Origin of the sequence: Rhizobium sp. 10PS4, assembly GCF_032464805.1 — a bacterium.
GTDB classification, from domain to species: Bacteria; Pseudomonadota; Alphaproteobacteria; order Rhizobiales; family Rhizobiaceae; genus Rhizobium; species Rhizobium laguerreae.
In genome coordinates this window covers 284518-309123 of the sequence record NZ_JAWDIW010000005.1, presented here as the reverse complement: position 1 = coordinate 309123, position 24606 = coordinate 284518, and the positions used below count along the sequence as shown (strand labels likewise).

Here is a 24606-nt window from a genome sequence, read left to right as displayed (position 1 = left end):
TTTCCCAATGGCGGTTCCCGGCATCGGCGTCTCGGCCCCTGATTTCAACCTTCCCCGCGACGGCGGCGGCCGCGTTTCGCTGGCCGAATTCCACGGCAAGCCGCTCGTATTGTTCTTCTATCCCAAGGACGACACCACGGGCTGCACCGCCGAATCACTGGCTTTCACGGCGTTAGCAGCCGAGTTCGAAGCGGCGGGTGCTGCCGTCATCGGCATGTCGCCCGATTCGGCCGCCTGCCATGACAAGTTCATCAAGAAGCACCGTCTTTCGGTGGCGCTCGCCTCGGACGAGGAAAAAACGACGCTGCAGGCCTATGGCGTCTGGAAGGAAAAGAGCATGTACGGCCGCAACTTCATGGGTGTCGAGCGTACCACCTTCCTGATCCGCCAGGACGGCACGATCGCCACCATCTGGCAGAAAGTGAAGGTGCAGGGCCATGCCGAAACCGTGCTCGAGGCCGTGAGGAACCTGGCGGCGTGACCGGGGATCTCACGATAACCTCGCTGCGCGGCGGCGCCATCGATGCGATCTCCTCCGCCGATCTTGACCGCAAGACGGCGCTTGCGCAGGAAAGCGCCACCCGCTGGTTCGCCCGCCGGGTGTCGCTGCGCTCGCCGCTCGATGCAGCCCTGCCCGACAGGCCCGGCCGTCCTGACAAACCGGTGCTGACGCCGCCGACCCAGGTGGAGAAGCGCTCGCTGCATACGCTCAAAGGCCGGATCGCGCTGCTGCACGCCATCGCCCATATCGAGCTCAACGCCGTCGATCTGGCGCTCGATATCGTCGCGCGATTCGCGACCGAGCAGGTGCCGAATTCCTTTTTCGACGGCTGGATGCAGGTCGCCTTCGAGGAGGCGAAGCATTTCCGCATGGTGCGCGCCAGGCTCAAGGATCTCGGCGCCGATTACGGCGATCTGCCCGCCCATGACGGTCTCTGGCAGGCCGCCCATGCGACGCGCAACGATCTGACGGCAAGGCTCGCCGTCGTGCCGCTGATTCTGGAAGCCCGCGGCCTCGACGTCACGCCGTCGCTGCAGGCGAAGATGCGCCAGACCGGCGATCTCGAAAGTGCAGCGGTGCTCGACGTCATCTACAATGACGAGAAAGGGCATGTCGCCGTCGGCGCCAAATGGTTCCGCTTTCTCTGCGCCCGCGAGAAGCGCGATCCGGCAAAGGCCTTCCAGGAGCTGGTGCGTGCCAATTTCCGCGGACCGCTGAAGCCGCCCTTCAACGACCTTGCCCGCGCCGAGGCAGGGCTGACGCCGTCCTTCTACCGCGCGCTTGCATCGATCAGCCACGCTTGAAGTCACTGAAATTTATGACACGACGGCAGCAATGAAAGTATTCATTAACCATAACGGTGTCTAATTTCCGAAAGAGGCGTAGAGCATCAATCGGGAGAGCCTGCGTGAACAGCGGACATCAGCACCGGGTATTCGGCAGGCGGGCGCAGGAACATATCCTCATCCTCGCAAGCGGCGATAAAGTCCGCCATATGACGGTCCGGCCCTGGATGGCAGCACTTGCCTTCTGCTTCGTCGGCGTCTTCTCGATCGGCTACCTCCTGGCCACGTCCTATCTCGTGCTGCGCGACGACCTGATCGGCGCCACCATGGCCCGCCAGGCCCGCATGCAGCACGATTATGAAGACCGCATCGCTGCCCTCCGCGCCCAGGTCGACCGCATCACCTCCCGCCAGCTTCTCGATCAGCAGGTGGTGGAAGACAAGGTCGACAAGCTGATGGAGCAGCAGATGGCGCTGACCTCGCGCCATGGCAAACTCGACAATCTGCTCGACCGGGCCGAAAGCTCCGGCCTGACGGAAAAGGACGGCGCCCCGCCTGCGCCGTCTTCGCCCGTTCAGTCCTATGCACCCGATGTCAAGGACAAGCGCGCTTCGCTCTCCGGGACCGGCATCGAGGCGATCGAGAAACAGCTGGCGAGCGGTGCGCCCGCCGATGCGACGCCCGACAATTCGACGCTTGCCTATGTGCCGGCCACCGACACGGTCGGCGACCGTGCCGACCGCGTCTTTTCCAAGGTGACGCTGTCGCTGAAAGATGTCGAACAGGATCAGCGCAGCCGTGTCGAACAGTTGACGAGCGATGCCGGCAATGCCGCCAATGCCATCGAGACCGTGCTGACCCGCTTCAAGATTCCGATGCCCGAGACCGCTGCCAGGAAAGACGACGACGATGCCGTCGGCGGTCCTTATATCGAGCCTGAAAGCAACGACGACTTCAACAATTCGCTCGCAGCGCTCGACGGCGCACTGACGCGGCTCGAAGCGGTGCGCAGCACGGCCGAATCCCTGCCCTTCCGCAATCCCGCCATCGGCAAGGACGTGACCAGCCCTTTCGGCAATCGCCGTGATCCTTTTCTTGGCCGCCTCGCGCTCCATTCCGGCATCGACTTCCGTTTTTCGCCGGGCGAAAGGATCCGCCCGACGGCACCCGGCAAAGTGATCTCAGCCGGCTGGACCGGCGGCTACGGCAACTTGGTCGAGGTCGACCACGGCAACGGCATCTCAACGCGCTACGGGCATATGTCGGAGGTTCTGGTCAAGGTCGGCGACACGGTCGACCGCAACGACGTCATCGGCCTTGCCGGCAGCACCGGCCGCTCAACGGGCACGCACCTGCATTATGAAGTGCGCCAGGACGGCCATGCCGTCGATCCAGTATATTTCATGAATGCCGGCCTTAAACTCGCCACCTATATCAAGTAACTCCTGCCTGGTAACCAACGCTTCACTCTGCAATGGGTGCGGCGTCTCTATTTCTTGACTTGCCGGCCATTCGGGGCTATGTCGCGCTGCATTGCGGCATGCAATCCCGCCGACTCGTTCAGAGCGGCCGAACGGAACGGAAACAGTTTTCCCTTTGACGACATTTGCTGACCTTGGCTTGAGCCAAAAAGTGCTATCCGCTGTTACGGATGCGGGCTACACGATCCCCACGCCCATTCAGGCGGGCGCCATCCCGTTTGCGCTCGAGCGCCGCGATATTTGCGGCATCGCGCAGACCGGCACTGGCAAGACGGCATCCTTCGTGCTGCCGATGCTGTCGCTTCTCGAAAAGGGCCGTGCGCGTGCGCGCATGCCCCGCACGCTGATTCTCGAACCGACGCGCGAACTCGCTGCCCAGGTCGCCGAGAATTTCGAGAAATACGGCAAGAACCATCGCCTCAACGTTGCCCTTCTGATCGGCGGCGTTTCCTTCGAGGACCAGGACCGCAAGCTCGAGCGCGGCGCCGATGTGCTGATCTGCACCCCCGGCCGCCTGCTCGACCATTTCGAGCGCGGCAAGCTCCTGATGAGCGGCGTCGAGATCCTCGTCATCGACGAGGCCGACCGCATGCTCGACATGGGTTTCATCCCCGATATCGAACGCATCGCCAAGATGATCCCGTTCACCCGCCAGACGCTGTTCTTCTCGGCAACCATGCCGTCGGAGATCCAGAAACTCGCCGATCGATTCCTGCAGAATCCGGAGCGCATCGAAGTTGCAAAGCCGGCTTCCGCCGCCGCGACCGTGACGCAGCGTTTCGTCGCATCGCACGGCAAGGATTACGAAAAGCGCGCCGTCCTGCGCGAACTCGTCCGCGCCCAGACCGAACTCAAGAACGCCATCGTCTTCTGCAACCGCAAAAAGGATGTCGCCGATCTCTTCCGGTCGCTCGAGCGTCACGGCTTCTCGGTCGGCGCTTTGCATGGCGACATGGACCAGCGTTCCCGCACGATGACGCTGCAGAGCTTCCGTGACGGCAATCTCCAGCTTCTGGTCGCCTCCGACGTCGCCGCCCGCGGCCTCGATATCCCCGATGTCAGCCACGTCTTCAATTTCGACGTACCGATCCATTCCGAGGATTACGTCCACCGCATCGGCCGCACCGGCCGTGCCGGCCGCTCGGGTGCCGCCTTCACGCTCGTTACCAAGCGCGACACGAAGTTCGTCGATGCCATCGAGAAGCTGATCGGCGAAAAGGTCGAATGGCTGAGCGGTGACCTGGCGTCGCTGCCGCCGCCGGCAGAAGACAGCCGGGACAGCGAACGCCCGCGCCGCAACAGCCGCGAGCGTGGCGCCAGAGATGGTGCAGGCCGAGATCGTGCGCCGAGAGAGAATGGCGACAGGGATCGTAGCCGCGGCCGCGGCAGCCGCAGCGCTGCGAGTCATAAATCTGACAACGACATACAGGATAATGGCGTAGACGTGATTGAAGCAGCACCAGTAAAGGCCGACATCGTGAAGAACGAGCGCAAAGCAGAGCAGAAGCCGCAGAACAATGCGCGCAACAGTCGGCCTTACCCGGCGAACGACGACAGCCGCGACCGCCGCCGTCATCGCGACCACGACGACGGCCCAACCCCGGTCGGCTTCGGCGACGATATCCCCGCCTTCATGCTGATCGCCGGCAGCGCCAAGGTCTGACTTCCAATGGGCAGGCCCGGCATTGATTTTCCGGGTCTCGGCGTCGGCCTGGTGATTCTGCGCGACGCCAGGATCCTTCTCTACAAACGCATGCGATCACCTGAAGCCGGCTACTGGAATATTGTCGGCGGCAAGGTCGACCACATGGAGCCGGCCGAGCAAGCCGCGCGCCGCGAGGCCGAGGAGGAAACCGGCCTAACGATCGGCCGCATCGAACGGCTCGGCATGACCGAGCAGATCATCGATGCCGATCGCCAACACTGGATCTCTCTGCTCTATCTCGCTCGCGACGTCGAGGGCGAGCCTCAACTCACCGAACCGGACAAGCTCTCGGATTTCGGCTGGTTTCCGCTGACGGATCTGCCCGAGCCGCTGTCGGCCTTCACCAAAGCGGCGATAGCAGCCTTGCCGACTGCTGAACGCTAGAGCATTTCCGCTTTTCTCCGAATCACGGAAATGCTCTATCTCTTTGTTTTCACGCAATTCCGGACGCAAAACCGCTACGCACTTTTGCTGGAATTGCTCTGCTATTCGGCGCGAAGCGACGCCTCATAGGCAAGCCTCACCCATTTCGCCATCAGATCGGGATCGTCATAGGCCTCGTCGGGGATCGACCAGTAGGGCATTTTTACCGGCTTGCCCTTCTTGCCCTCATAGGTCCATTGCGTGGAGCCGGCAGCGGCAAATTCCGGAGCGCTCTTCTCGTCGGCCTTCAGCAGCATCTCGTCGCGCACTTCGAGCGCAATGATCCGTCCGAGATGATAGATGCCTTTGCCGCCGAACATGCGTTTGACCGTGACGGGGCCGAGCCCCTGAAACATTTCCTCGATCCCGGCATTGTCCATTCTCTATTCCCTCGAAATCTCGATCGCTGCAGAACTCACAGCGCGTGATAATCCCGGTTCATATAGATGAGCGCCGGGTGTTTTTCGCTGAAGCGGACAGCCGCAACCTCGCCGAAGATGACATTGTGCGTCGGCATTTCCTTGATGTCGATCACCCGGCAATCGAAGGCGGCGAGCGCATCGGCCAACACCGGCGCGCCGGTCACGAGCATCTCGAAACGGGCGCTGTCGAAACGGTCGTCATTGGCAAGCGACGTGCGCCCGGAAAAGGCGTCGGCGACGCTCTGATGATGAGCGCCGAGCGTGTTCAGCGCGAAGATGCCGCTGCGGAAGAAGATCTCGTTCTTCGGATTGGTGTTGTTGAGGCAGATCAGCACCGAGGCTGGATTGTCCGAGACCGAGCAGGCGGCGGTGATGGTGACGCCGCGGCGCAGTTCGCCCATCGCCGTCGTCACGAGTTGCACATGGCCGGCATACCGGCTCATGGCATCGCGATAAAGGCCGGGGTCGATATGCTGCCTGTTCAACACCTGCTTCTCCCGTATGCGTTTTATCCGGTTCGTCTTTGCTATCGCGCCAATATGGCGAGCATCGGTTACCTTTTCTACAATAGCACCGGTGAAAAGCGCTGCGTTGCGCTTGTTTTTCTTTGACGATCGCGGCCTTGCGGATAAAAGGGCATGGACGATGGCTAGGGATCTCCGCCTTTCATGATCAACCTGCGTGGCATAGCAGCTTTTCTGGCGCTGCTGGGAGCGGCGGCTGAAAGCCATGCGGCCGGCGTGATGATCGGTGTCGTCGCACCTCAGAACGGACCGCTCGCCCTCCTCGGCGCCCAGATTGCCGCCGGCGCCGGTTTCGAGATCCAGCAGTCCGGAAATACCCTCGTCGCCATCAACGAGACCTGCGAGGAGAATAGTGGTGCCGCGGTCGCCGATGCGCTTGTCAATGCCAAGGTGCAGGTGGCGGTCGGCTTTCTCTGCAGCGAGACGCTGGAAGGCGCGCTGCCGAAGCTGAAGGACGCCAATATTCCGGCGATCACCGTCTCCGTGCGCTCCCGCATCCTGATGGAGGATGCGCTGAAGAACGGCTGGCCGCTTTTCCGGGCGGCGCCCGCCGACGGCGCCGAGGCGGCAAAGGTCATCGAGGTGATCCTGAAGGACTGGGCCGCCGATCCGATCGCCCTGATCGAGGACGGCACCATCCATGGCCGCGAACTGACGGAAGCGGTTCGCAACGCGCTGGAGCAGAACGGCCTGAAGCCGGTCTTTACCGACACCTACCGGCCGGGGCAGGAGCAGCAGATTGCCCTCGTCCGCCGCCTGAAACGGGCCGGCGCCACCAGGGTCTTCATCGGCGGCGACCGCAACGACGTCGCCGTCATCGCCCGCGACGCCAAGGCCGAGAACATCCAGCTGTCCATCCTCGGCGGAGATGCCATGCGCGCCGCCAATCAGCCGCTGCCGCTCGCAGATGGCGTGCGCGCCGTCGCCCTGCCCGAATACGCCCTACTGCCGGAAAGCGCAGCGACAGCCGATGCGCTGCGCGCCAAAGGCGTCGAGCCGGAAGGTTATGTCCTGCCGTCGCTGGCCGCAGCCCTCATTGCCGGCCAGGCGGGGCAAGCCGCCGCCGCGGCGGGCAAGCCCCTCCAGGAGATGCTTCTCGGCACGACATTCCAGACGCCGGTCGGCACTATTGCCTTCACCGGTGCGCATGAACTTTCGCAAAACCCCTACCGTCTGCTCGAATGGCGGGGCAACGGCTTTTTTCCACCTGCCGCGCCGACGCAATGAACGGCGCGCCAGCCTTGAATTCAGGCCCCGCGCTCTGGCGGCCCATACGGAGTAAGATTTGATGACGCTGCCCATTCGCATTGCCCCCTCGATCCTCGCAGCGGATTTTGCCAGGCTCGGCGAGGAGGTGCGCGACGTGACGGCCGCCGGCGCCGACTGGATCCATCTCGACGTAATGGACGGCCATTTCGTGCCGAACATCTCCTTCGGCCCGGATGTCATCAAGTCGCTGCGCTCCTATACATCAGCCACCTTCGACTGCCACCTGATGATCTCGCCGGTCGACGACTATCTCGAAGCCTTCGCCAAGGCCGGCTGCGACCGTATCACCGTCCATGCCGAAGCCGGACCGCATCTGCACCGCTCGCTGCAGACCGTCCGTAATCTCGGCAAGAAGGTCGGCGTGACGATCAATCCGGCGACGCCGCTTACCGCCATCGAGAACGTGCTCGACGATGTCGATCTCATTCTGATCATGTCGGTCAATCCCGGCTTTGGCGGGCAGAAGTTCATTCCGGCCATGGCGAAGAAGATCGCGGCGGCGAAGTCACTGATCGGCGACCGGCCGATCGAGCTCGAGGTCGACGGCGGCGTCACGGTGGAAACGGCGCCTGATGTCGCGCGGGCGGGCGGCAACGTCCTCGTCGCCGGCTCGGCAATTTTCAAGGGCGATACGGTCGAGGATTATCGCCGGACCGTCGCCGATCTGCGTCAGGCAGCCGAAGGGGCACGAACATGAACAAACGTCTGATTATTGGTGGCATGCTTGCTGCCGCATTTGCCGGCCTGCCCGGGCTGTCACTTGCCGGCGATATCGCCAATATCCAGCCGATCGGTTTTTCCGCCGATGGCAAGGTCTTCGGATTTCAGGAGTTCGGCATCGAGGAGAGCGGCAACCTTCCCTACTCCAACACCTATTTCATCGATACCGAAGACGGCCACTATCTCGAGGGCACGCCCTTTCATACCGAGCTGACCGACAAGGACGCCAATCTTTCCAAGGCGCGGCGGCAGAACCTAACGGCGGCGCGCAGCCAGATGGACAAATACGATCTGCTGACCAATCCCGGCCTGATCGCCGCCTTCAATCCGCCGACCGAACTCGGCTCGCCCTCGAAGACGCTTCGCTACACCACGCTTGCAACCGACGGTCCGCCGAAGGCGCCTTATACGCTCTCGCTCGGCGAGATGCCGGTGCCGACGCCGAAGGATTGCGCTGCGGTCGACAAGCGGGTTATCGGCTTCAGCCTGCAGATGATCGAGAAGGAAGGCGCTCCGAACCGGCAGGCGGCGCGTCAGGCGACCGCGGTTCCCGCCGAGCGCGTATGCTCGGTCGAATACCGGATCGGCGGCGCCGTGGTCTATCAGCCGGAAGGCGGAAACCAGGTTCACATCGCCCTCGTCCTCGCCTTCGATGCCGACAGGAACGGACGCTGGATTGCCGTTCCGGTTCAACCCTGAGCATGGATCGCCCGAGGACTGATCACCCGAGGACGGATCGCCCCAGGATGGATCGTCTAAGAGCTGCACGGCCGCCCTATCCCGATCTGATCGCCGGCGCGTTACTTTGGGGCATGCAGATGCTTGCCGCCGCCATGCTCGGCCTTTACCTGCGCAATGGCCTGCAGACGAGCCGCCTGGCCGAGATCGCCGCACTCTATTTCGCCGGCGGCCTATTCGCCTGGCCATTCGCCCTGCCGGTCGCCCGCTTTCTTGCCTATGGCAGGCCGCTGGAAACGCGTTTTGCCGCTTTTTTCGTGACGCTGACAGCGGCCACGATCCTGATGACCGCTTTCCTCTTCGCCATGGAATACAGGATGTTCTATTCGCGCTGGCATGCGCCCTTCGGCAGTATCGTCTGGGCTTTCCAGTTCGTCTTCACTAGTATCAGCGCCGTCTATCAGTTCCTGGTGATCGGTCTGCGCCTCTTCCTGCCGCTCGGCCTCGTCTGTCTTGTCGCAAGCAGCTATCATCTTGCCAAACGCATGCGTTGAGATTGCCGCCCGTCTTTGCTACAGGGGCGCTAACCTCGACAAAGCAAACCTCTTGAAGTGAAGGCAGCCGCCCATGATCCCGCGTTACTCCCGGCCCGAAATGGTCGCCATCTGGTCTCCCGAAACCAAGTTCCGCATCTGGTTTGAGATCGAGGCGCATGCCTGCGACGCGCTGGCCGAACTCGGCGTCATCCCGAAATCGGCGGCAAAGACGATCTGGGAGAAAGGCGGCGCCGCCACCTTCGACGTCGACCGCATCGATGAGATCGAGGCCGTCACCAAGCATGACGTCATCGCCTTCCTCACCCATCTCGCCGAGATCGTCGGCCCGGATGCGCGCTTCGTCCACCAGGGCATGACCTCGTCCGACGTGCTCGACACCTGCTTCAACGTACAGCTGGTCCGCGCCACCGACATCCTGCTTGCCGATATCGACCGCCTGCTCGCAGCGCTGAAAACCCGCGCCTTTGAACACAAGGACACCGTCACCATCGGCCGTTCGCACGGCATCCATGCCGAGCCCACCACCTTCGGCGTCAAGCTGGCGCTCGCCTATGCCGAATTCGAGCGCTGCCGCCAACGCCTCGTCGCCGCCCGCGAGGAAGTCGCGACCTGCGCCATATCGGGGGCCGTCGGCACCTTCGCCAATATCGATCCGCGCGTCGAGGAACATGTCGCCGAGGCGCTTGGCCTGAAGGCCGAGCCGGTGTCGACGCAGGTCATCCCGCGCGACCGCCACGCCATGTATTTCGCCACCCTCGGCGTCGTCGCCTCGTCGATCGAGCGCCTGGCAACCGAGATCCGCCACCTGCAGCGCACCGAGGTACTGGAAGCCGAGGAATATTTCTCGCCCGGCCAGAAGGGCTCCTCGGCCATGCCGCACAAGCGCAACCCGGTTCTGACCGAAAACCTGACTGGCCTTGCCCGCATGGTCCGCTCCTACGCCATGCCGGCGATGGAAAACGTCGCCCTCTGGCATGAACGCGATATTTCGCATTCCTCGGTCGAGCGCATGATCGGCCCCGATGCCACCGTGACGCTCGATTTCGCCCTGTCGCGGCTTGCCGGCGTCATCGAAAAGCTGCTGGTCTATCCCGAGAACATGGAAAAGAACCTCAACAAATTCCGCGGCCTCGTCCATTCGCAGCGTGTCCTGCTGGCGTTGACCCAGGCGGGCACCTCTCGCGAGGACGCCTACCGCCTCGTCCAGCGCAACGCTATGAAGGTCTGGGAACAGGGCAAAGATTTTCTCGAAGAGCTGCTTGCAGACGCCGAAGTCCGTGCTGCGCTTTCCGAAGAGGATATTCGGGAGAAGTTCGACCTTGGCTATCATACCAAGCATGTCGATACGATCTTCCGGCGGGTGTTTGGCGAGGCCTGAGCGGACCTGCAATCGACGATATAGCGGCGCCCTTGCAGGCGCCGTTTTTCCGCCGGCATACTTCCCCGTCGAGAATCTATCGGACGGCTTCTTTCCTTAGTCGCAGCCTGATCATAACTGGGAAGTAGATGCATGAGACAAGGATAGAAGGCAGAGAAATGATTAGGAAAAAAGCTAACAAGGTCAGCCTATGAATACTTCCGCCTGACAACAATAAGAAAGCCGCAGCAATCAGCAACAAAGTTACTGTAAAAATGTTAGACGACCAAAGAAATGGCCGCGAATTAATTTCGCTGTATTTCACACAATAAAAAATGAATAATATAAAAATGATTGGTAGCGAAACAATAAACTTTGGAATAAACGCGATAAAGCCGATATCGTCGAAGAAAAATGGCAAATGGCCTACCGTCATTCCTATGAAATAAGCCTGAAAGAACAGCTCGACCTGCGGCTCTCTAAGAAAGGAGTCGTTCATTTTCCCCTGCCGAGTTGGATTTAATGAACTGAATATAAGTGCCGATTGTATTTCATAGTTTAGCTTTTCTCAAGCGGCCGTTATTTCTGCTTCGGCGCTTTGGCGGCAACAGAGCGTTTCCGCGCCTCCGCCTTTTTCGACGGCGCCGCATTTGCCGCTTCGGTTGACTCCGATACTCTGCAAGCCTCCGTCTCACCCCTGCCTTTGGCGGCCTTGGCGACCAGCTGGTTGAGGTGCTTCAGCTCTTCCTCGTCGAGATTTTCGATGCCGATGAAGCGGTTTTCGGCATGGCTGGTCAGGATGATTTCATTGAGCTTCGCCTGGATCGCCCGCGTGTCGCGCGTCTGGGCGTTCTGCAGCACGAAGACCATCAGGAAGGTGATGATCGTCGTGCCCGTATTGATGATCAGCTGCCATGTTTCCGAATAGTCGAAAAAGGGGCCGAGCGAGGCCCAGATGACGACAACCGTCAGCGCCAGGATGAAAGCAACGGGTTTGCCCGCCCATTCCGATGTCTTGGTTGCGAAGCGGGCAAACAGATGCTTCATCGTCACCTCTGAAAACCTCCCTCGAAGTCTCTGGAGCATGATGTCGGCGACGTCATGCTCCGCGCTAAACAAACTCCGAGGCAGGTTCGAGGTTCCCGGGGTATCTCAGATTCCCCCAGGGATCCCAGATTCCCTCGGGGCCGGGATTCCCCGCAGAAAGGGCCGTGGTTATGCTGTGGCTTCCCGCGCAATCAGCTTGCGATAGAGATGCCAGGTCGCATGGCCGAGGATCGGGATAACCAACGCAAGCCCGGCAAAGACCGGGATCGTGCCGAGGACGAGCAGCGCGGCGACGATCAGGCCCCAGAGCAGCACCGGCACCGGATTGAGAACCGTCGCGCGGATCGACGCCGTGACGGCGGCCACCGCCCCGACATCGCGGTCGAGCAGCAGCGGAAAGGTGATGACGGTTATCGCCAGCACGACGAGCGCAAAGACGAAGCCGATGAGATTGCCCCAGATGATCAACTGCATGCCCTCCGACGTGCCGAAGACCTGGCGGAAGAAATCCCCCATGCTGCGCGGAAAGACCTCGCCGAGCAGATTGCTGTAGAGCGTCTGCGCCGTCACCAGCCAGACGATGAAGAGGCCGCAGAGCATCAAGCCGACCGCGACGATCGACGGCAGCGCCGGCGAATGGCGCACGTCGAGCGCATGCGTCCAGGACGCGTCGAGGCCAGCCTCGCGCCGGCGGCTGATCTCATAGAGGCCGATCGCTGCGATCGGGCCGATCAGCACGAAACCCGCCATCAGAGGGAAGACCATCGGCAAAAGGTTGGCGCCCGAGGTCCACAGGGTCAGGAAGACGCCGGCGATCGGGTACATCAGGCACAGGAACACATAGTGGGACGGTTTCTCCATGAAATCGTCGTATCCGCGCTTCAGCGCGTCGAAGACGTCGGCGATACCGATGCGATTGACGACGGGCCGCGCTAAGCTTTCGCTTGCACCCGTCATGACGTGAAATGCCGCCATGGCTTTCTCCTCCTCAGCCGAGACCTGATCGGCGGCGGACAGCATCGGCGGGCAAGCCGATACGAAATCCGCAACCGGCACTGGAGGAATATAGCAACTTTCAAGGCCCGTGTCGCTCCCTCCCTTGACATCCCCCTCTTGACATCTTGGACCAGCTTTCTCACATCGGCGGCATCATGAAAGCCTCAGACGCAGATATCCTCATCATCCCCGGTTACACCAATTCCGGCCCGAGCCACTGGCAGAGCCGCTGGGAGGCAAAGCTCAGCACGGCGCGGCGCGTCGAACAGGCCGAATGGACGAAGCCGGTCCGCGAGGACTGGATCGCCCGCATCGCCGAGGAGGTGAACGCCTCGACCCGCCCGGTCGTTCTCGTCGCCCATTCGCTGGGCGTGCCCTCGGTGATCCATGCCATCCCGCATTTCCGCAACCGGGTGGCGGGCGCTTTCCTCGTCGCCCCGCCGGATGTCGCCAATCCCGACATCCGACCGAAGCACCTGATGACCTTCGGCCCCTATCCACGCGATCCGCTGCCCTTCCCGTCGATCACCGTCGCCAGCCGCAACGATCCGTTCGGCAGCTACGAACATGCCGATGATGTCGCCAGCAGCTGGGGCTCCTTCCTCGTCGATGCCGGCGAGGCCGGCCACATCAATGCCGATTCCGGTCATGGCCCTTGGCCCGAAGGCACCATGGTCTTTGCCCAGTTCCTCGGCCGGCTCTCCGCTGATTGAGGAAAACCCGCATTCTCGCTTGTTGAGCAAGTTCTTTCTAAGTCTTTCTTAATGGAATGACAGCAGACTGCGCCGAGGTGAGATAAGCGAGAATGCCCGTGAAGAAAGCCCATCCAGAGGCCGGTGACCCGCATGGCGATGCCGCAGCGGTTGAGGCAGGCATCGGCAATGGGGCAACCGACGATTCCGACCTGGCCGAGCGGGAGAGCCGCTGGAATTATGCGCTCGTCGGCTCTGGCCTCGGCGTATGGGATCACAATTACCGTCTCGACCGGAAATATTACTCGCCGACGTGGAAAACCATCCGCGGCATGGCGCCCGACGAGGAAGCCGACGGCGATTACGAGGCCTGGCTGCAGCTCGTTCATCCCGACGATCGCGATTTCGTCGTCCATGCAATCGACCGGCAGAACGCCGGCGATCCAAATTACCAGGTCTTCGAATATCGCGAGCGCCACAAGGACGGCCACTGGGTCTGGATCGAGTGTCGCGGCGCCTGCGTCGAATGGGACGAGGACGGCGTGCCGACGCGCATCGTCGGCACGGATACGGATGTCACCGCCCGCAAGCAGGCCGAAGAGACGCTGTCGCGTTTGTCGCGCCGCCTGGATCTGGCGTTAGAGATCTCCCGCATCGGCGTCTTCGAAGCCGATATCGAGCACGATACGGTCGAATGGGACGACCGCCTCATCGCCATTTACGGACTGCAGGGCGCCTCGCGCCAGATCGCCGGCGACGCCTGGGCGAAAAGCCTGCATCCCGACGACCGCGAGCGCGTGCTCGGCCTGGCCGACCGCAGCGTCGAAAGCGGCCGCGATTTCCAGCAGGAATACCGCATCATCCGCGGCGACGGCGCCGAACGCGTCATCCGCGCCCGCTCGGCCTTCTTCGTCGACGGCAACGGCCACCGCAAGCTGATCGGCGCCAACTGGGACGTCACCGAGGAAGTCGCGCTCCGCAACGAACTGCAGCGCGCCAAGGATCTGGCCGAGGCGCGCAACCGCGAGCTCGAAGCCACCAAGGAGAGCATCGAGCATCTGGCGCTACACGATTACCTCACCGGCCTGCCGAACCGCCGCTATCTCGACAAGATGCTGGACGAGCGTGCGGCGGAATGCCGGGCCAAGGACCTGGCTCTGGCGATCCTGCATATCGATCTCGACCGCTTCAAGCAGATCAACGACACGCTCGGCCACCGAGCCGGCGATGCCATGCTGCAGCATGCCGCAAGCGTGCTGAGAACATCCGTCCGCGCCGTTGATTTCGTGGCCCGCATCGGCGGCGACGAATTCGTCATCCTCTGCATTGTCGATCCCGCATCGAAGAAGATCGCCAGCCTTGCCGAACGTGTCATCCGCGAATTGCGCAAACCCGTCAGGTATGATGGGCACGATTGCCGTTTCGGCGCCAGCATCGGCATCGCCATCGATAGCGGACCGAAGCTCGACGCCAAGCAGATGCTGCTCGACGCCGATATCGCGCTCTACCGCGCCAAGGGCCTGGGCCGCAACCGCTTCGAGTTCTTCTCGGCCGCTGCCCGCCGCGACATCATCTCCGCCAAGCACCTTGCAGACGAGATCCTGATCGGCCTCGAACGCAATGAATTCGTGCCCTTCTATCAGTTGCAGTTCGATGCCCGCACGCTCGATGTCGCAGGTGTCGAAACACTTGCCCGCTGGCAGCACCCGGTGCACGGGCTGCTGACGCCCGACCGCTTCCTCGACATCGCCGAGGATCTCGACGCCGTCTCGACCATCGACGCCCTGATCCTCGAGCGCGCCATTGCCGACCGGAAGGTGTGGCTGAAGGACGGGCTGCCGATCCCGAAGATATCGGTCAATGTTTCTGCCAGGCGGCTCGCCGATCCCGATCTCGGCAAGAAGCTTCGCGCCTTGAAGATCGAACCCGGCACCTTCTCCTTCGAGCTGCTGGAATCGATCTCGCTCGACGATTGCGACGAGGCGGTGGCCGCCAACCTGAAAAAGTTGCGCAAGCTCGGCATCGACATCCAGATCGACGATTTCGGCACCGGCCATGCCTCGATCGTCAGCCTGCTGCGCCTGAGCCCGAAGACGCTGAAGATCGACCGCGAGTTGATCCGCATGCTGCCGCAATCGGCCGAGCAGCGCAAATTGGTCGGCTCGATTATCGATATCGGCCGCTCGCTGAACATCCTCGTCATCGCCGAGGGCGTCGAAACGGCGGAGCATATTCGCATTCTCGAAGAACTCGACTGTGACACGCTGCAGGGCTACGCGCTCGCCCGGCCGATGCCGGCCATGCAGATCCCCTCCTTCATCCGCTCCGGAAGCTGGCGCCATGGGCAAATCGCCGCTCGCGCCTTGCAGGCGCAGCTTCGCCGCGCGCTGCCAAGCAGAGCCGCCAAATAAAAACCTGCATAAACGGCTCGCCATTTCGCCTTCATTCCACCGTAGAGGAAAAGGCGCTAAACTCCTCTTGCGAATTCATTCGATTCTCTTGGCAGTATTCCGTAAAATTGGAAACCAAGGTCGCGAAATCCGGAAACCGGGGCCATAGAATTTTGAAACGGGAGAAGGAGCGACAGGCGGATTGTGAAACCCTCTCTTTTCCTTTAAGGGGACGCCACGAGATCGATCCACTCGCGCTATCCCAAGAGCGCCAACAATAGAGAATGACCACGATGAACCGTCGCCGCCGTATCTACGAGGGCAAGGCAAAGATTCTGTATGAGGGCCCGGAACCGGGCACTTTGATCCAGTTCTTCAAGGACGATGCCACTGCCTTCAACAAGAAGAAACACGAAGTCATCGATGGCAAGGGCGTCCTCAACAACCGCATCTGCGAATATATCTTCAGCCATCTGAACAAGATCGGCATCCCCACTCATTTCATCCGCCGGCTCAACATGCGCGAGCAGTTGATCAAGGAAGTGGAGATGATCCCGCTGGAGATCGTCGTGCGCAATGTCGCCGCCGGTTCTCTTGCCAAGCGCCTCGGCATCGACGAAGGCGTCGTGCTGCCGCGCTCGATCATCGAATTCTATTACAAGTCCGACGCGCTCGACGATCCGATGGTCTCCGAAGAGCACATCACCGCCTTCGGCTGGGCAAACCCCGCCGAACTCGATGACATCATGGCGCTTGCCATTCGCGTCAACGACTTCATGACCGGCCTCTTCCTCGGCGTCGGCATTCAGCTCGTCGATTTCAAGATCGAATGCGGCCGTCTCTTCGAAGGCGATATGATGCGCATCATCCTCGCCGACGAAATCTCGCCGGACAGCTGCCGGCTCTGGGATATCGAAACCCACGAGAAGATGGACAAGGACCGCTTCCGCCGCGATCTCGGCGGATTGCTCGAAGCCTATTCCGAAGTCGCGCGCCGTCTCGGCATCATCAATGAAAACGAGCCTGTGCGCGGCACCGGCCCGGTTCTCGTCAAGTAAGGCAGGAAAGACAAAGTGATCAAGGCTCGTGTCACCGTCACGCTGAAAAACGGCGTTCTCGATCCGCAGGGCAAGGCCATCGAGGGTGCGCTCAGTGCCCTCGGCTTTTCGGGCGTCGGCCATGTAAGACAAGGCAAGGTCTTCGACCTGGAGCTGGAAGGCGCCGACAAGGGCAAGGCTGAGGCCGACCTCAAGGCCATGTGCGAAAAACTGCTCGCCAATACGGTGATCGAGAACTACGCAATCGCGATCGACTGAACATTGCGAGATTGGCAATGCCCGAAGCACATCGAAACACTGTCGCCGCTTCGGGAACTGGCACAAACACAAGCAAGGTTTGAACAGCACCCATGAAATCAGCCGTCGTTCAACTTCCGGGCCTCAACCGCGACCGCGACATGATCGCCGCCTTGACCAAGATCTCCGGCCAGCCGCCGGTGACGATCTGGCAGACGGAAACCGAGATCCCCGATGTCGATCTGATCGTCATCCCCGGCGGCTTTTCTTATGGCGATTATCTGCGCTGCGGCGCGATCGCAGCCCGCATGCCAGTCATGCAGGCGATCATCGACAAGGCTGCAAAGGGCGTGAAAGTCCTCGGCGTCTGCAACGGCTTCCAGATCCTCGTCGAGGCCGGCCTGCTGCCAGGCGCGCTGATGCGCAATTCCTCGCTGAAATTCGTCTGCCGCGAGATCAAGCTCGAAGTCGTCAATGCCGAGACGGATTTCACCCGCGCCTATGCGCAGGGCCAGGTCATTCGCTGCCCGGTCGCCCATCATGACGGCAATTATTTCGCCGACGATGCGACGCTGGCTGCGATCGAAGGCAACGGCCAGGTGGTGTTCCGTTATGCCGAAGGCACCAACCCGAACGGCTCGATCAACGACATCGCCGCCGTCATGAACGAAAACGGTAATGTGCTCGGCATGATGCCGCATCCCGAGAACCTGATCGAGGCCGCCCATGGCGGTTCGGACGGCCGCGGCCTCTTCGCCTCGGCGCTCGACGTCATCGCCGCCTGAACCCGCACGTCGCCCAATCGCCCAAGCGCGCGCAGCGGTCTTGGGCAACGGGATGCACACAAAAATCCTTCTGTTCGGATCTGGAGCAATCGATGCGCCCTCGCCTCTCCGTCGCAAACGCCGCCCTGTTGACCGCTCTGGCAGCCATGGTGGCAGCCTGCCAGACGCCAGCGCCGACAGGCCCGAACCGCGCCGCACTGCCGACGATGGAGCGCGTGGCTCTCGGCGCCAATGCCTGCTGGTTCAAGTCGGGCGATCCGGCCTTTGCAGCCTACAAGCTCGCGCCGGAGCTCAATTCCTTCTCCGGCCGTCCGCGCATCCTGCTCGTCCATAAGGGCAGCCCGGAAAGCCGGCCGCTGCTCGTCGTGCAGGCTGAGGGAAGCCCGTCGCGCCTGCAGGCCTTCGGTCCGATGATGCAGGAACCGGTCGCCGGCCGCATCACCGCCGACGTCAATCGCTGGTCCGGCGGCAACAAGGCCTGCAGCTGATCCCGGCGATGACAGCGTCACGCGTCTTTTCAGACGCGCAAACAGCGCTGTAACTCTTTGAGTTATGCATAATCAGTCCCAGAAAAACGACTTGCCGACTTCGCGCGCGGCATCGGACTGCGACACTCCGATATCCTTGAGTTCGGTCGCTGTCAGCTCCCTCAGCGCGCGCCGGCCTTCCCGCTTTTGATGCCAGAGAAGAATGGCGGCCCAGATTCGCTTCAAACGCGTCGTCACCTCGGCGGGCGAGTCGGGGAGAATGATTTGTCTCCTATCCTCGTAAGAGACAATCGGTACAATCGGCATTTTGATCTCAGGCAAGGCAGACATTCCAGGAATCCTCTCGGTTTGCCATTGGAATTGACTCATACGCTTGACGGGTACAATGTGCCAATATATACAATTGTCACCATGACAAATTGGCTTCCCGATATTTCCCGCGGCTCCGGGCCGGTCTATCTCCGGCTTGCCGACAGCATCGAATCCGCCATATCAAGCGGCGCCCTGCCCGCCGGCAGCAAATTGCCGCCGCAGCGCAACCTTGCCTACGATATCGGCGTGACGATCGGCACGATCGGCCGCGCCTATGCGCTGGTGCATGAGCGCGGCCTGGTCGCCGGCGAAGTGGGGCGCGGCACCTATGTGCTGAACCGCTCCGAAACGCCGCCCGGCGAACAGATCGATCCGCTGACCGTCTCGCTCAGTGGCACCCGCATCCAGGATGCGCCTGCCAACAAGATCCGCTTCGACACGACAGCCGCGCCCGATCTCGGCCAGGGCAAGATCATCGCAGGCATCCTCGCCGAGATCGGCGAGCAGCATCTTGCCGAAATCTCCTCCTATTCCCGGAGCTTCCCGCGCAACTGGTTCGAGGCCGGCCGGTTGTGGCTTGCCCGCAGCGGCTGGACGCCGGAGGTCGAAAACATCGTGCCGACGCTCGGCGCCCATGCGGCGGCTATATCAGTCATCGCCGCCGTCTCGGCGCCGGGGGACAAGATCGTCTTCGAGGATCTCACCTATACCCAGGTCAGCCGCAGCGCCCGCCTGCTCGGCCGCCGCACGCTGACGGTCGATTCCGATAAACTGGGCGTAATTCCAGGAGATTTCGAGCGGCTCTGTCAGCAGCAGCATCCGAAGATCGCCTTCCTGATGCCGACCGTCCACAATCCGACGTTGGCGATCATGCCCTATGAGCGGCGCGCGGCCATCGCCGCAATCGCCAGGAAACACGGCGTCTGGCTGATCGAGGACGACCTCTACGGCGGCATGGCCGACGACGATACGCCACTGCTGGCCTCGATTGCGCCCGACCGCACCTTCCTCGTCAACGGCCTGTCGAAATCGGTCGCCGCCGGCGTGCGCGGCGGCTGGGTCGCCTGCCCGCCGCATTTTGCCCAGCGCATCAAGGTGACGCACAGGATGATCACCGGCGGTCTGCCCTTTATCCTGGCAGAGACCTGTGCGCGCCTCGTCGAAAGCGGCATGGCGCACGAGATTCGCAAGGCAAGTGTCGAGGAACTCTCCCGGCGCGTCCGGCTCGCCCGCGAGCAGTTGCAGGGCTTCGATTTCGAATCGCACCCGCACGCGCCCTTCCTCTGGCTGAAACTGCCGGAACCCTGGATGTCGGGCACCTTCAAGAATGCCGCCTTCCGCGACGGCGTGCTCGTCGACGACGAGGACGAGTTCAAGTCGGCGCGCGGAGAGCGACCCTATCATCGCGTTCGCATCGGTTTTTCCTCGCCGAAGACGGGGCAGGAACTGATCTCGGGCCTGATGATCCTGCGCCGGCTGCTGGAAAATGGCGGATCCGCCTATGATGGCGAAATATGACCTGTTGCAAATACACGCCATAAATCGGAAAAAACGCCGGAGCCTATTCGGAGCGCTATACCGACTCAACCTCCATGTTACCTCTTTGTTGTTCCCGTCTGACGCGAATCAAAGGACAGCAAATGAGGGTCGACTTCGGAAAGATCGCGTTGCGTTTTTTGAGTATGGCATCATTGGCAGCGGCAGCCGCCATCTCGGTTGCGGGCTCGGCAAGTGCCGACGAGCAGATATTTGATGAATTGCGCTTCGGCGTCTCGACCTCCGTACAATCGGGCCATCCCAGGGAAGACGGCGTCTTTCCCGAAATTACCGCTCTCTTCGATCCTTTCGGCTACGACACGGCGGTCGGCTGGCAGCAGCAATTGCTGCATCCCCGCGTCCATCTCGGCACCTCGATCGGCACGTCGGGCGAAGCCACCCAGTTCTTCACCGGTTTCACCTGGACGGTCGATTTCAACGAGAAGCTCTTTGCCGAAGCCGGCTTCGGCGGCGTCATCCATACCGGTGATCTCGAGGGCGATGATGACGGTCCGGAACTCGGCTGTCGCGTCCTCTTCCACGAATATCTGGGCGCCGGCTACCGTTTCAACGCCCACTGGAACGTCATGGCTCAGATCGCTCACTCCTCGCATGCCAATCTCTGCGATGGGCCGAACGACGGCATGACGCGCGCCGGTCTGCAGATCGGCTACAAGTTTTGAGTCGTTGCTCTTTTGGAAAAGTCTGCCCGCCCTCTTTTGACAGCGGGCATTTTCCTGTCGCGCGTCGCCGCTACATAAGCTAAAGACAGCGCAAAACGCGCCAGGGATTTTCCGCTCATGACCATTCCAAACACCATCCCGATCACGCCGGAACTCATTGCAAGGCACGGCCTGAAGCCGGACGAGTACCAGCGTATTCTGGATCTGATCGGCCGCGAACCGACGTTTACCGAGCTCGGCATCTTTTCTGCCATGTGGAACGAGCACTGCTCCTACAAATCCTCGAAGAAGTGGCTGCGCACGCTGCCGACCAAGGGGCCGCGCGTCATCCAGGGCCCGGGCGAAAATGCTGGCGTGGTCGATATCGATGACGGCGATTGCGTCGTCTTCAAGATGGAGAGCCACAACCACCCCTCTTATATCGAGCCTTATCAGGGCGCCGCGACCGGCGTCGGTGGCATCCTGCGCGACGTTTTCACCATGGGCGCGCGCCCGATCGCCGCGATGAACGCGCTGCGCTTCGGCGAGCCGGATCACCCCAAGACCCGCCACCTCGTCTCCGGCGTCGTTTCCGGCGTCGGCGGCTACGGCAATTCCTTCGGCGTGCCGACGGTCGGCGGTGAGGTCGAGTTCGACGCCCGCTACAACGGCAACATCCTGGTTAACGCCTTTGCCGCCGGTATTGCGAAGTCGAACGCCATCTTCCTGTCCGAAGCCAAGGGCGTCGGTCTTCCGGTCGTCTATCTCGGCGCCAAGACCGGCCGTGACGGCGTCGGCGGCGCGACGATGGCATCGGCCGAATTCGACGAATCGATCGAAGAGAAGCGTCCGACCGTTCAGGTCGGCGACCCCTTCACCGAAAAGTGCCTGCTGGAAGCCTGCCTCGAGCTGATGCAGACCGGCGCAGTCATCGCCATCCAGGACATGGGTGCGGCCGGCCTCACCTGCTCTGCCGTCGAGATGGGCGCCAAGGGCGATCTCGGCATCCTGCTCGAGCTCGACAAGGTGCCGGTGCGCGAAGAGAGGATGACGGCCTACGAGATGATGCTGTCGGAAAGCCAGGAGCGCATGCTCATGGTGCTGCAGCCGGAGAAGGAAGAGGAAGCCAAGGCGATCTTCGTCAAGTGGGGCCTCGACTTTGCCATCGTCGGCTGGACGACCGACGATCTGCGCTTCCGCGTCATGCACCAGGGTGAGGAAGTCGCCAACCTGCCGATCAAGGATCTCGGCGACCAGGCGCCGGAATATGATCGCCCCTGGCGCGAGCCCGGCAAGCACGCTCCCCTGCCCGCCAATCTCGTCGCCGCTCCTCAGGATTACGGCCAGGCGCTGCTGCAACTCGTCGGCTCCGCCAACCAGTCGAGCCGCCGCTGGGTCTATGAGCAATATGATACGCTGATCCAGGGCAATTCGCTGCAGCTTCCGGGCGGCGATGCCGGCGTCGTACGTGTCGACGGCCATCCCTCCAAGGCGCTTGCCTTCTCCTCCGACGTCACTCCGCGTTATGTCGAGGCGGATCCCTTCGAAGGCGGCAAGCAGGCGGTCGCCGAATGCTGGCGCAACATCACCGCGACAGGCGCCGAACCGCTCGCCGCCACCGACAATCTGAACTTCGGCAATCCCGAAAAGCCAGAAATCATGGGCCAGTTCGTTCAGGCGGTGAAAGGCATTGGCGAGGCCTGCCGGGCGCTGGATTTCCCGATCGTGTCAGGCAACGTTTCGCTCTACAACGAGACCAACGGCGTCGCCATCCTGCCGACCCCGACGATCGCAGGCGTCGGCCTGTTGCCGGACTGGCGCAAGATGGTCCGTATCGGCAGCGCCAACGATGGCGATAAGGTGATCATGATCGGCGTCGACGGCAGCCATCTCGGCCAGTCCGTCTATCTCCGCGACGTGCTTTCCAGCAGCGAAGGTCCGGCACCGGAGGTGGATCTGTTCGCCGAAAGACGCAATGGCGATTTCGTCCGCTCCGTCATCCGCAACGGCCAGGCGACCGCCTGCCACGACATCTCCTCTGGTGGCCTTGCAGTTGCGCTCGCCGAAATGGCGATGGCCTCGGGCAAAGGCCTGACGATCGATCTGCGCGAAGGCAAGGGTGCACCGCATGCGCTGCTCTTCGGTGAGGATCAGGCGCGTTACGTCTTGACGTTGCCCGCCGATGTCGCCGATTTCGTCTGCGTCAATGCGGAAGGTGGCGGCGTTCCCTTCCGCCGTCTCGGCACGGTCGGAGGAACGGCGCTTGTCGTCGGCGATCTGATCTCGCTGCCGATTCAGCAATTGCGCGATGCCCATGAATCGTGGTTCCCTAATTTCATGGAAGGCCGCGGCGAACTTGCTGCGGAATGATGCGCAAGGAGTAACGATCATGGCCATGAAACCCGGCGATATCGAAGACATGATCAAGGCTGGGATTCCCGGTGCCAAGGTGACGATCCGCGATCTGGCGGGCGACGGCGATCACTACGCCGCCGAAGTCGTCGCCGAAGCCTTCCGCGGCAAGAGCCGTGTGCAGCAGCACCAGATGGTCTACGAGGCGCTGAAGGGCAATATGGGCGGCATACTGCACGCGCTGGCGCTGCAGACCTCCGCGCCGGAATAGAGCCCGACGTAATCCCGATGACGATGCCCGGCCCTCAGCCGGGCATTCTCTTTTTGTCGTGATCGGCAAAGACCGAGGCCGGCATCGGCCCGGATGTCAAAAGCGTGAAATCGAAGGGCGCCTGCAGATCAGGCCCAAGCACATATTGCCGGTGGACGCGCAGCTGGTCCTTGCGGATCTTGCGGTAGTGCTCGCGCGTCAGCATCTGCTTGACGCGGATCAGCATCATCTTTGCCTGAGGCGCATCCGCATGGCCGGAGACGGCGACGACCGGCACCTTGTAGAAATTGATCGAATCCGTTAGGCACTGCACGTCGAGCCAGGATATCTCGGGACAGCGGGCGATCAGCCCGACGCGGGCGCGAAGCAGTGTTGCCGATGACATAAGCGCACATTGCAGGATGGCGCTGCCGAGTGTGGCAAACACCACGCGCTTGCCCCTGAAGATCTCCGGCTCCCTCTCCAGCAATATGCCGATGACATGGGCGGCGACGCTCGATCCCATGCTGTGCGAGGAGATCACATATTCGTCCGCCTCTTGTTCAAGCGCCTTGCGCACGGCAGTGGCCCGGTCTTCCAGCCAGTCGTTGAAATCTGTCCGGTCCATGCGGCCGAGCGCCACGGCCATTTCCCAATCGGCAAAGAGATGCAGCGTGTGGAAGCGTTCGGAAAACGGCAGGAAGGCGAAGATGAAGAAACAGAGCGCCAGCGGCCCGCTCCAGAGCATGTGCCACGGCGAAAAGCCGAGACCATAGGGCACGATGGCAATCTGCGCCGTCAGCACGATCGCCAGCGCCGTCAGCAGGAACGGAAACAGAAAGAACAGGCCGAAGCGCCAGGCATGGCGGAAATATCCCCGCATCCCGCCTTCGAACATGATCTCGGCGCAGCTTCGGAAGCCCGCAATGATCTGGCTCAGCGTGTTGCCGGCACGTAGCTTGCGCACCAGTATGTCGTGATCGACCATATGGATGCGGCTCTTCGTCTGCCAGCCGGGGGAACCGGTCCCCGCCTCGGGTGCCGCCACCCTCTCAGTCGTCGTGACCTCGAAGCTGACCGGATCGCTCCGCTCGTCCGCTGCTCGCGTCTCAACCGAATAACCCCAGACGGCGGCACTTTGCCTGGCCGAACGCTCGTAGCGTGCCCTGTGGGCAACGCCGTCAAGCGGCTCGAAGCCCGGGAAATGCAGGACGACCCGCTTCTCGATCAGTTTCATTCCACCCTTCCGGCCGGGCGAATGGCCGGCATGCTGCTGCGATCCGGCTGCTGCGCCGCTGATATCGGCAAAAATGCAGCCATGGTCTCGAAGCCGTCTTGCTAACCAAACTCTTCCGGAATTCAATAGCAACTATGTCGT

General features: G+C 61.8%; 26 protein-coding genes. 20 read left to right on the top strand and 6 right to left on the bottom strand.

The features are described from left to right. The first annotated feature begins 7 nt into the window (after positions 1-7). From RWJ89_RS11860 to RWJ89_RS11840, 5 genes are all read left to right on the top strand, one after another. On the top strand, positions 8-481 hold the full coding sequence (locus RWJ89_RS11860) for a peroxiredoxin (RefSeq protein WP_012757610.1): 474 nt from the start codon (positions 8-10) through the stop codon (positions 479-481). After that, positions 478-1305 (top strand): ferritin-like domain-containing protein, encoded by an 828-nt coding sequence (locus RWJ89_RS11855; protein ID WP_077978263.1) that lies wholly within the window; start codon positions 478-480, stop codon positions 1303-1305. Before RWJ89_RS11860 ends, RWJ89_RS11855 begins: the two co-directional genes overlap by 4 nt. Before the next feature lie 104 nt (positions 1306-1409). After that, positions 1410-2729 carry a peptidoglycan DD-metalloendopeptidase family protein gene (locus tag RWJ89_RS11850; RefSeq protein WP_131642164.1) on the top strand — a complete coding sequence of 440 codons (1320 nt, stop codon included), beginning with the start codon at positions 1410-1412 and terminating at the stop codon, positions 2727-2729. Between the two features lie 154 nt (positions 2730-2883). Continuing rightward, positions 2884-4431 (top strand): DEAD/DEAH box helicase, encoded by a 1548-nt coding sequence (locus RWJ89_RS11845; RefSeq protein ID WP_316030937.1) that lies wholly within the window; start codon positions 2884-2886, stop codon positions 4429-4431. A 6-nt stretch (positions 4432-4437) separates the two neighbouring features. Then, complete coding sequence (locus RWJ89_RS11840) at positions 4438-4857, top strand: NUDIX domain-containing protein (protein WP_168256209.1); 420 nt, start codon at positions 4438-4440, stop codon at positions 4855-4857. Between the two features lie 101 nt (positions 4858-4958). On the opposite strand, the gene RWJ89_RS11835 is transcribed toward RWJ89_RS11840, so the two are convergent. Both RWJ89_RS11835 and RWJ89_RS11830 read right to left on the bottom strand, forming a co-directional pair. Then, a complete protein-coding gene (locus RWJ89_RS11835; RefSeq protein ID WP_020050114.1) occupies positions 4959-5276 on the bottom strand; it encodes a TfoX/Sxy family protein in 318 nt (105 codons plus the stop codon). 35 nt (positions 5277-5311) lie between these two features. Beyond that, complete coding sequence (locus RWJ89_RS11830; protein ID WP_020050115.1) at positions 5312-5806, bottom strand: flavin reductase; 495 nt, start codon at positions 5804-5806, stop codon at positions 5312-5314. 180 nt (positions 5807-5986) lie between these two features. On the opposite strand from RWJ89_RS11830, the gene RWJ89_RS11825 reads away from it, so the two are divergent. The 5 genes from RWJ89_RS11825 (at position 5987) to purB (ending at position 10444) form a co-directional block, all read left to right on the top strand. Continuing rightward, the gene (locus RWJ89_RS11825) at positions 5987-7069 is read left to right on the top strand and encodes a branched-chain amino acid ABC transporter substrate-binding protein (protein ID WP_316030936.1); all 1083 of its coding nucleotides are present in this window, start codon (positions 5987-5989) and stop codon (positions 7067-7069) included. Positions 7070-7130: 61 nt separating this feature from the next. Further along, on the top strand, positions 7131-7808 hold the full coding sequence (gene rpe, locus RWJ89_RS11820; RefSeq protein WP_316030935.1) for a ribulose-phosphate 3-epimerase: 678 nt from the start codon (positions 7131-7133) through the stop codon (positions 7806-7808). Next, positions 7805-8530 (top strand): DUF2259 domain-containing protein, encoded by a 726-nt coding sequence (locus RWJ89_RS11815; protein ID WP_168273245.1) that lies wholly within the window; start codon positions 7805-7807, stop codon positions 8528-8530. Before rpe ends, RWJ89_RS11815 begins: the two co-directional genes overlap by 4 nt. A gap of 47 nt (positions 8531-8577) precedes the next feature. Beyond that, positions 8578-9063: a hypothetical protein gene (locus RWJ89_RS11810; protein WP_026158701.1), complete on the top strand. Its 486-nt coding sequence runs from the start codon at positions 8578-8580 to the stop codon at positions 9061-9063. A gap of 73 nt (positions 9064-9136) precedes the next feature. Then, positions 9137-10444, top strand: a complete 1308-nt coding sequence (gene purB, locus RWJ89_RS11805) for an adenylosuccinate lyase (RefSeq protein WP_077978270.1) — start codon at positions 9137-9139, stop codon at positions 10442-10444. A 558-nt stretch (positions 10445-11002) separates the two neighbouring features. On the opposite strand, the gene RWJ89_RS11800 is transcribed toward purB, so the two are convergent. Together RWJ89_RS11800 and RWJ89_RS11795 are read right to left on the bottom strand one after the other, a co-directional pair. Further along, positions 11003-11470 (bottom strand): low affinity iron permease family protein, encoded by a 468-nt coding sequence (locus tag RWJ89_RS11800; RefSeq protein WP_077978272.1) that lies wholly within the window; start codon positions 11468-11470, stop codon positions 11003-11005. Between the two features lie 168 nt (positions 11471-11638). Further along, a complete protein-coding gene (locus tag RWJ89_RS11795) occupies positions 11639-12445 on the bottom strand; it encodes a DUF2189 domain-containing protein (protein ID WP_316030934.1) in 807 nt (268 codons plus the stop codon). A gap of 176 nt (positions 12446-12621) precedes the next feature. On the opposite strand from RWJ89_RS11795, the gene RWJ89_RS11790 reads away from it, so the two are divergent. The 6 genes from RWJ89_RS11790 (at position 12622) to RWJ89_RS11765 (ending at position 18116) form a co-directional block, all read left to right on the top strand. Continuing rightward, positions 12622-13179, top strand: coding sequence for an RBBP9/YdeN family alpha/beta hydrolase (locus tag RWJ89_RS11790; RefSeq protein ID WP_026265268.1), 558 nt, complete (start codon positions 12622-12624; stop codon positions 13177-13179). Positions 13180-13271: 92 nt separating this feature from the next. Beyond that, the gene (locus RWJ89_RS11785) at positions 13272-15569 is read left to right on the top strand and encodes a putative bifunctional diguanylate cyclase/phosphodiesterase (protein WP_316030933.1); all 2298 of its coding nucleotides are present in this window, start codon (positions 13272-13274) and stop codon (positions 15567-15569) included. 272 nt (positions 15570-15841) lie between these two features. Beyond that, a complete protein-coding gene (gene purC / locus RWJ89_RS11780) occupies positions 15842-16606 on the top strand; it encodes a phosphoribosylaminoimidazolesuccinocarboxamide synthase (RefSeq protein WP_003540062.1) in 765 nt (254 codons plus the stop codon). A gap of 15 nt (positions 16607-16621) precedes the next feature. Then, on the top strand, positions 16622-16864 hold the full coding sequence (gene purS / locus RWJ89_RS11775; RefSeq protein ID WP_029874235.1) for a phosphoribosylformylglycinamidine synthase subunit PurS: 243 nt from the start codon (positions 16622-16624) through the stop codon (positions 16862-16864). 92 nt (positions 16865-16956) lie between these two features. Then, the gene (purQ, locus tag RWJ89_RS11770; RefSeq protein WP_168283571.1) at positions 16957-17628 is read left to right on the top strand and encodes a phosphoribosylformylglycinamidine synthase subunit PurQ; all 672 of its coding nucleotides are present in this window, start codon (positions 16957-16959) and stop codon (positions 17626-17628) included. Between the two features lie 92 nt (positions 17629-17720). Further along, complete coding sequence (locus tag RWJ89_RS11765; protein ID WP_077978276.1) at positions 17721-18116, top strand: hypothetical protein; 396 nt, start codon at positions 17721-17723, stop codon at positions 18114-18116. A gap of 72 nt (positions 18117-18188) precedes the next feature. Here the strand turns inward: RWJ89_RS11765 and RWJ89_RS11760 are convergent, their stop codons facing one another. Further along, complete coding sequence (locus tag RWJ89_RS11760; protein ID WP_221943524.1) at positions 18189-18446, bottom strand: DUF1127 domain-containing protein; 258 nt, start codon at positions 18444-18446, stop codon at positions 18189-18191. An 81-nt stretch (positions 18447-18527) separates the two neighbouring features. Between RWJ89_RS11760 and RWJ89_RS11755 the strand changes: the two genes are divergently transcribed. The 4 genes from RWJ89_RS11755 (at position 18528) to RWJ89_RS11740 (ending at position 23249) form a co-directional block, all read left to right on the top strand. Further along, positions 18528-19946, top strand: coding sequence for an aminotransferase-like domain-containing protein (locus RWJ89_RS11755; protein WP_168283569.1), 1419 nt, complete (start codon positions 18528-18530; stop codon positions 19944-19946). 122 nt (positions 19947-20068) lie between these two features. Continuing rightward, the gene (locus tag RWJ89_RS11750; RefSeq protein ID WP_316030932.1) at positions 20069-20647 is read left to right on the top strand and encodes an acyloxyacyl hydrolase; all 579 of its coding nucleotides are present in this window, start codon (positions 20069-20071) and stop codon (positions 20645-20647) included. 117 nt (positions 20648-20764) lie between these two features. After that, positions 20765-22996, top strand: a complete 2232-nt coding sequence (purL, locus tag RWJ89_RS11745) for a phosphoribosylformylglycinamidine synthase subunit PurL (RefSeq protein WP_131665252.1) — start codon at positions 20765-20767, stop codon at positions 22994-22996. A gap of 19 nt (positions 22997-23015) precedes the next feature. Next, positions 23016-23249, top strand: coding sequence for a BolA/IbaG family iron-sulfur metabolism protein (locus RWJ89_RS11740; protein WP_003579540.1), 234 nt, complete (start codon positions 23016-23018; stop codon positions 23247-23249). A gap of 34 nt (positions 23250-23283) precedes the next feature. Here RWJ89_RS11740 and RWJ89_RS11735 read toward each other — a convergent pair whose 3' ends face one another. After that, positions 23284-24465 (bottom strand): hypothetical protein, encoded by a 1182-nt coding sequence (locus RWJ89_RS11735; RefSeq protein ID WP_316030931.1) that lies wholly within the window; start codon positions 24463-24465, stop codon positions 23284-23286. Positions 24466-24606: the final 141 nt, after the last annotated feature.

Excerpts from the sequence above, each read along its gene's own strand:
- purC (WP_003540062.1), top strand. The coding sequence starts at position 15,842 with ATGAACCGTCGCCGCCGTATCTACGAGGGCAAGGCAAAGATTCTGTAT.
- RWJ89_RS11860 (WP_012757610.1), top strand. The coding sequence starts at position 8 with ATGGCGGTTCCCGGCATCGGCGTCTCGGCCCCTGATTTCAACCTTCCC.
- RWJ89_RS11810 (WP_026158701.1), top strand. The coding sequence starts at position 8,578 with ATGGATCGTCTAAGAGCTGCACGGCCGCCCTATCCCGATCTGATCGCC.
- purL (WP_131665252.1), top strand. The coding sequence starts at position 20,765 with ATGACCATTCCAAACACCATCCCGATCACGCCGGAACTCATTGCAAGG.
- RWJ89_RS11765 (WP_077978276.1), top strand. The coding sequence starts at position 17,721 with ATGCGCCCTCGCCTCTCCGTCGCAAACGCCGCCCTGTTGACCGCTCTG.
- RWJ89_RS11800 (WP_077978272.1), bottom strand. The coding sequence starts at position 11,470 with ATGAAGCATCTGTTTGCCCGCTTCGCAACCAAGACATCGGAATGGGCG.
- RWJ89_RS11735 (WP_316030931.1), bottom strand. The coding sequence starts at position 24,465 with ATGAAACTGATCGAGAAGCGGGTCGTCCTGCATTTCCCGGGCTTCGAG.
- RWJ89_RS11815 (WP_168273245.1), top strand. The coding sequence starts at position 7,805 with ATGAACAAACGTCTGATTATTGGTGGCATGCTTGCTGCCGCATTTGCC.
- RWJ89_RS11760 (WP_221943524.1), bottom strand. The coding sequence starts at position 18,446 with ATGTCTGCCTTGCCTGAGATCAAAATGCCGATTGTACCGATTGTCTCT.
- purQ (WP_168283571.1), top strand. The coding sequence starts at position 16,957 with ATGAAATCAGCCGTCGTTCAACTTCCGGGCCTCAACCGCGACCGCGAC.
- RWJ89_RS11755 (WP_168283569.1), top strand. The coding sequence starts at position 18,528 with ATGACAAATTGGCTTCCCGATATTTCCCGCGGCTCCGGGCCGGTCTAT.
- RWJ89_RS11840 (WP_168256209.1), top strand. The coding sequence starts at position 4,438 with ATGGGCAGGCCCGGCATTGATTTTCCGGGTCTCGGCGTCGGCCTGGTG.
- rpe (WP_316030935.1), top strand. The coding sequence starts at position 7,131 with ATGACGCTGCCCATTCGCATTGCCCCCTCGATCCTCGCAGCGGATTTT.
- RWJ89_RS11825 (WP_316030936.1), top strand. The coding sequence starts at position 5,987 with ATGATCAACCTGCGTGGCATAGCAGCTTTTCTGGCGCTGCTGGGAGCG.
- RWJ89_RS11785 (WP_316030933.1), top strand. The coding sequence starts at position 13,272 with ATGCCCGTGAAGAAAGCCCATCCAGAGGCCGGTGACCCGCATGGCGAT.
- RWJ89_RS11790 (WP_026265268.1), top strand. The coding sequence starts at position 12,622 with ATGAAAGCCTCAGACGCAGATATCCTCATCATCCCCGGTTACACCAAT.
- RWJ89_RS11835 (WP_020050114.1), bottom strand. The coding sequence starts at position 5,276 with ATGGACAATGCCGGGATCGAGGAAATGTTTCAGGGGCTCGGCCCCGTC.
- RWJ89_RS11750 (WP_316030932.1), top strand. The coding sequence starts at position 20,069 with ATGAGGGTCGACTTCGGAAAGATCGCGTTGCGTTTTTTGAGTATGGCA.
- RWJ89_RS11795 (WP_316030934.1), bottom strand. The coding sequence starts at position 12,445 with ATGGCGGCATTTCACGTCATGACGGGTGCAAGCGAAAGCTTAGCGCGG.
- purB (WP_077978270.1), top strand. The coding sequence starts at position 9,137 with ATGATCCCGCGTTACTCCCGGCCCGAAATGGTCGCCATCTGGTCTCCC.
- RWJ89_RS11740 (WP_003579540.1), top strand. The coding sequence starts at position 23,016 with ATGGCCATGAAACCCGGCGATATCGAAGACATGATCAAGGCTGGGATT.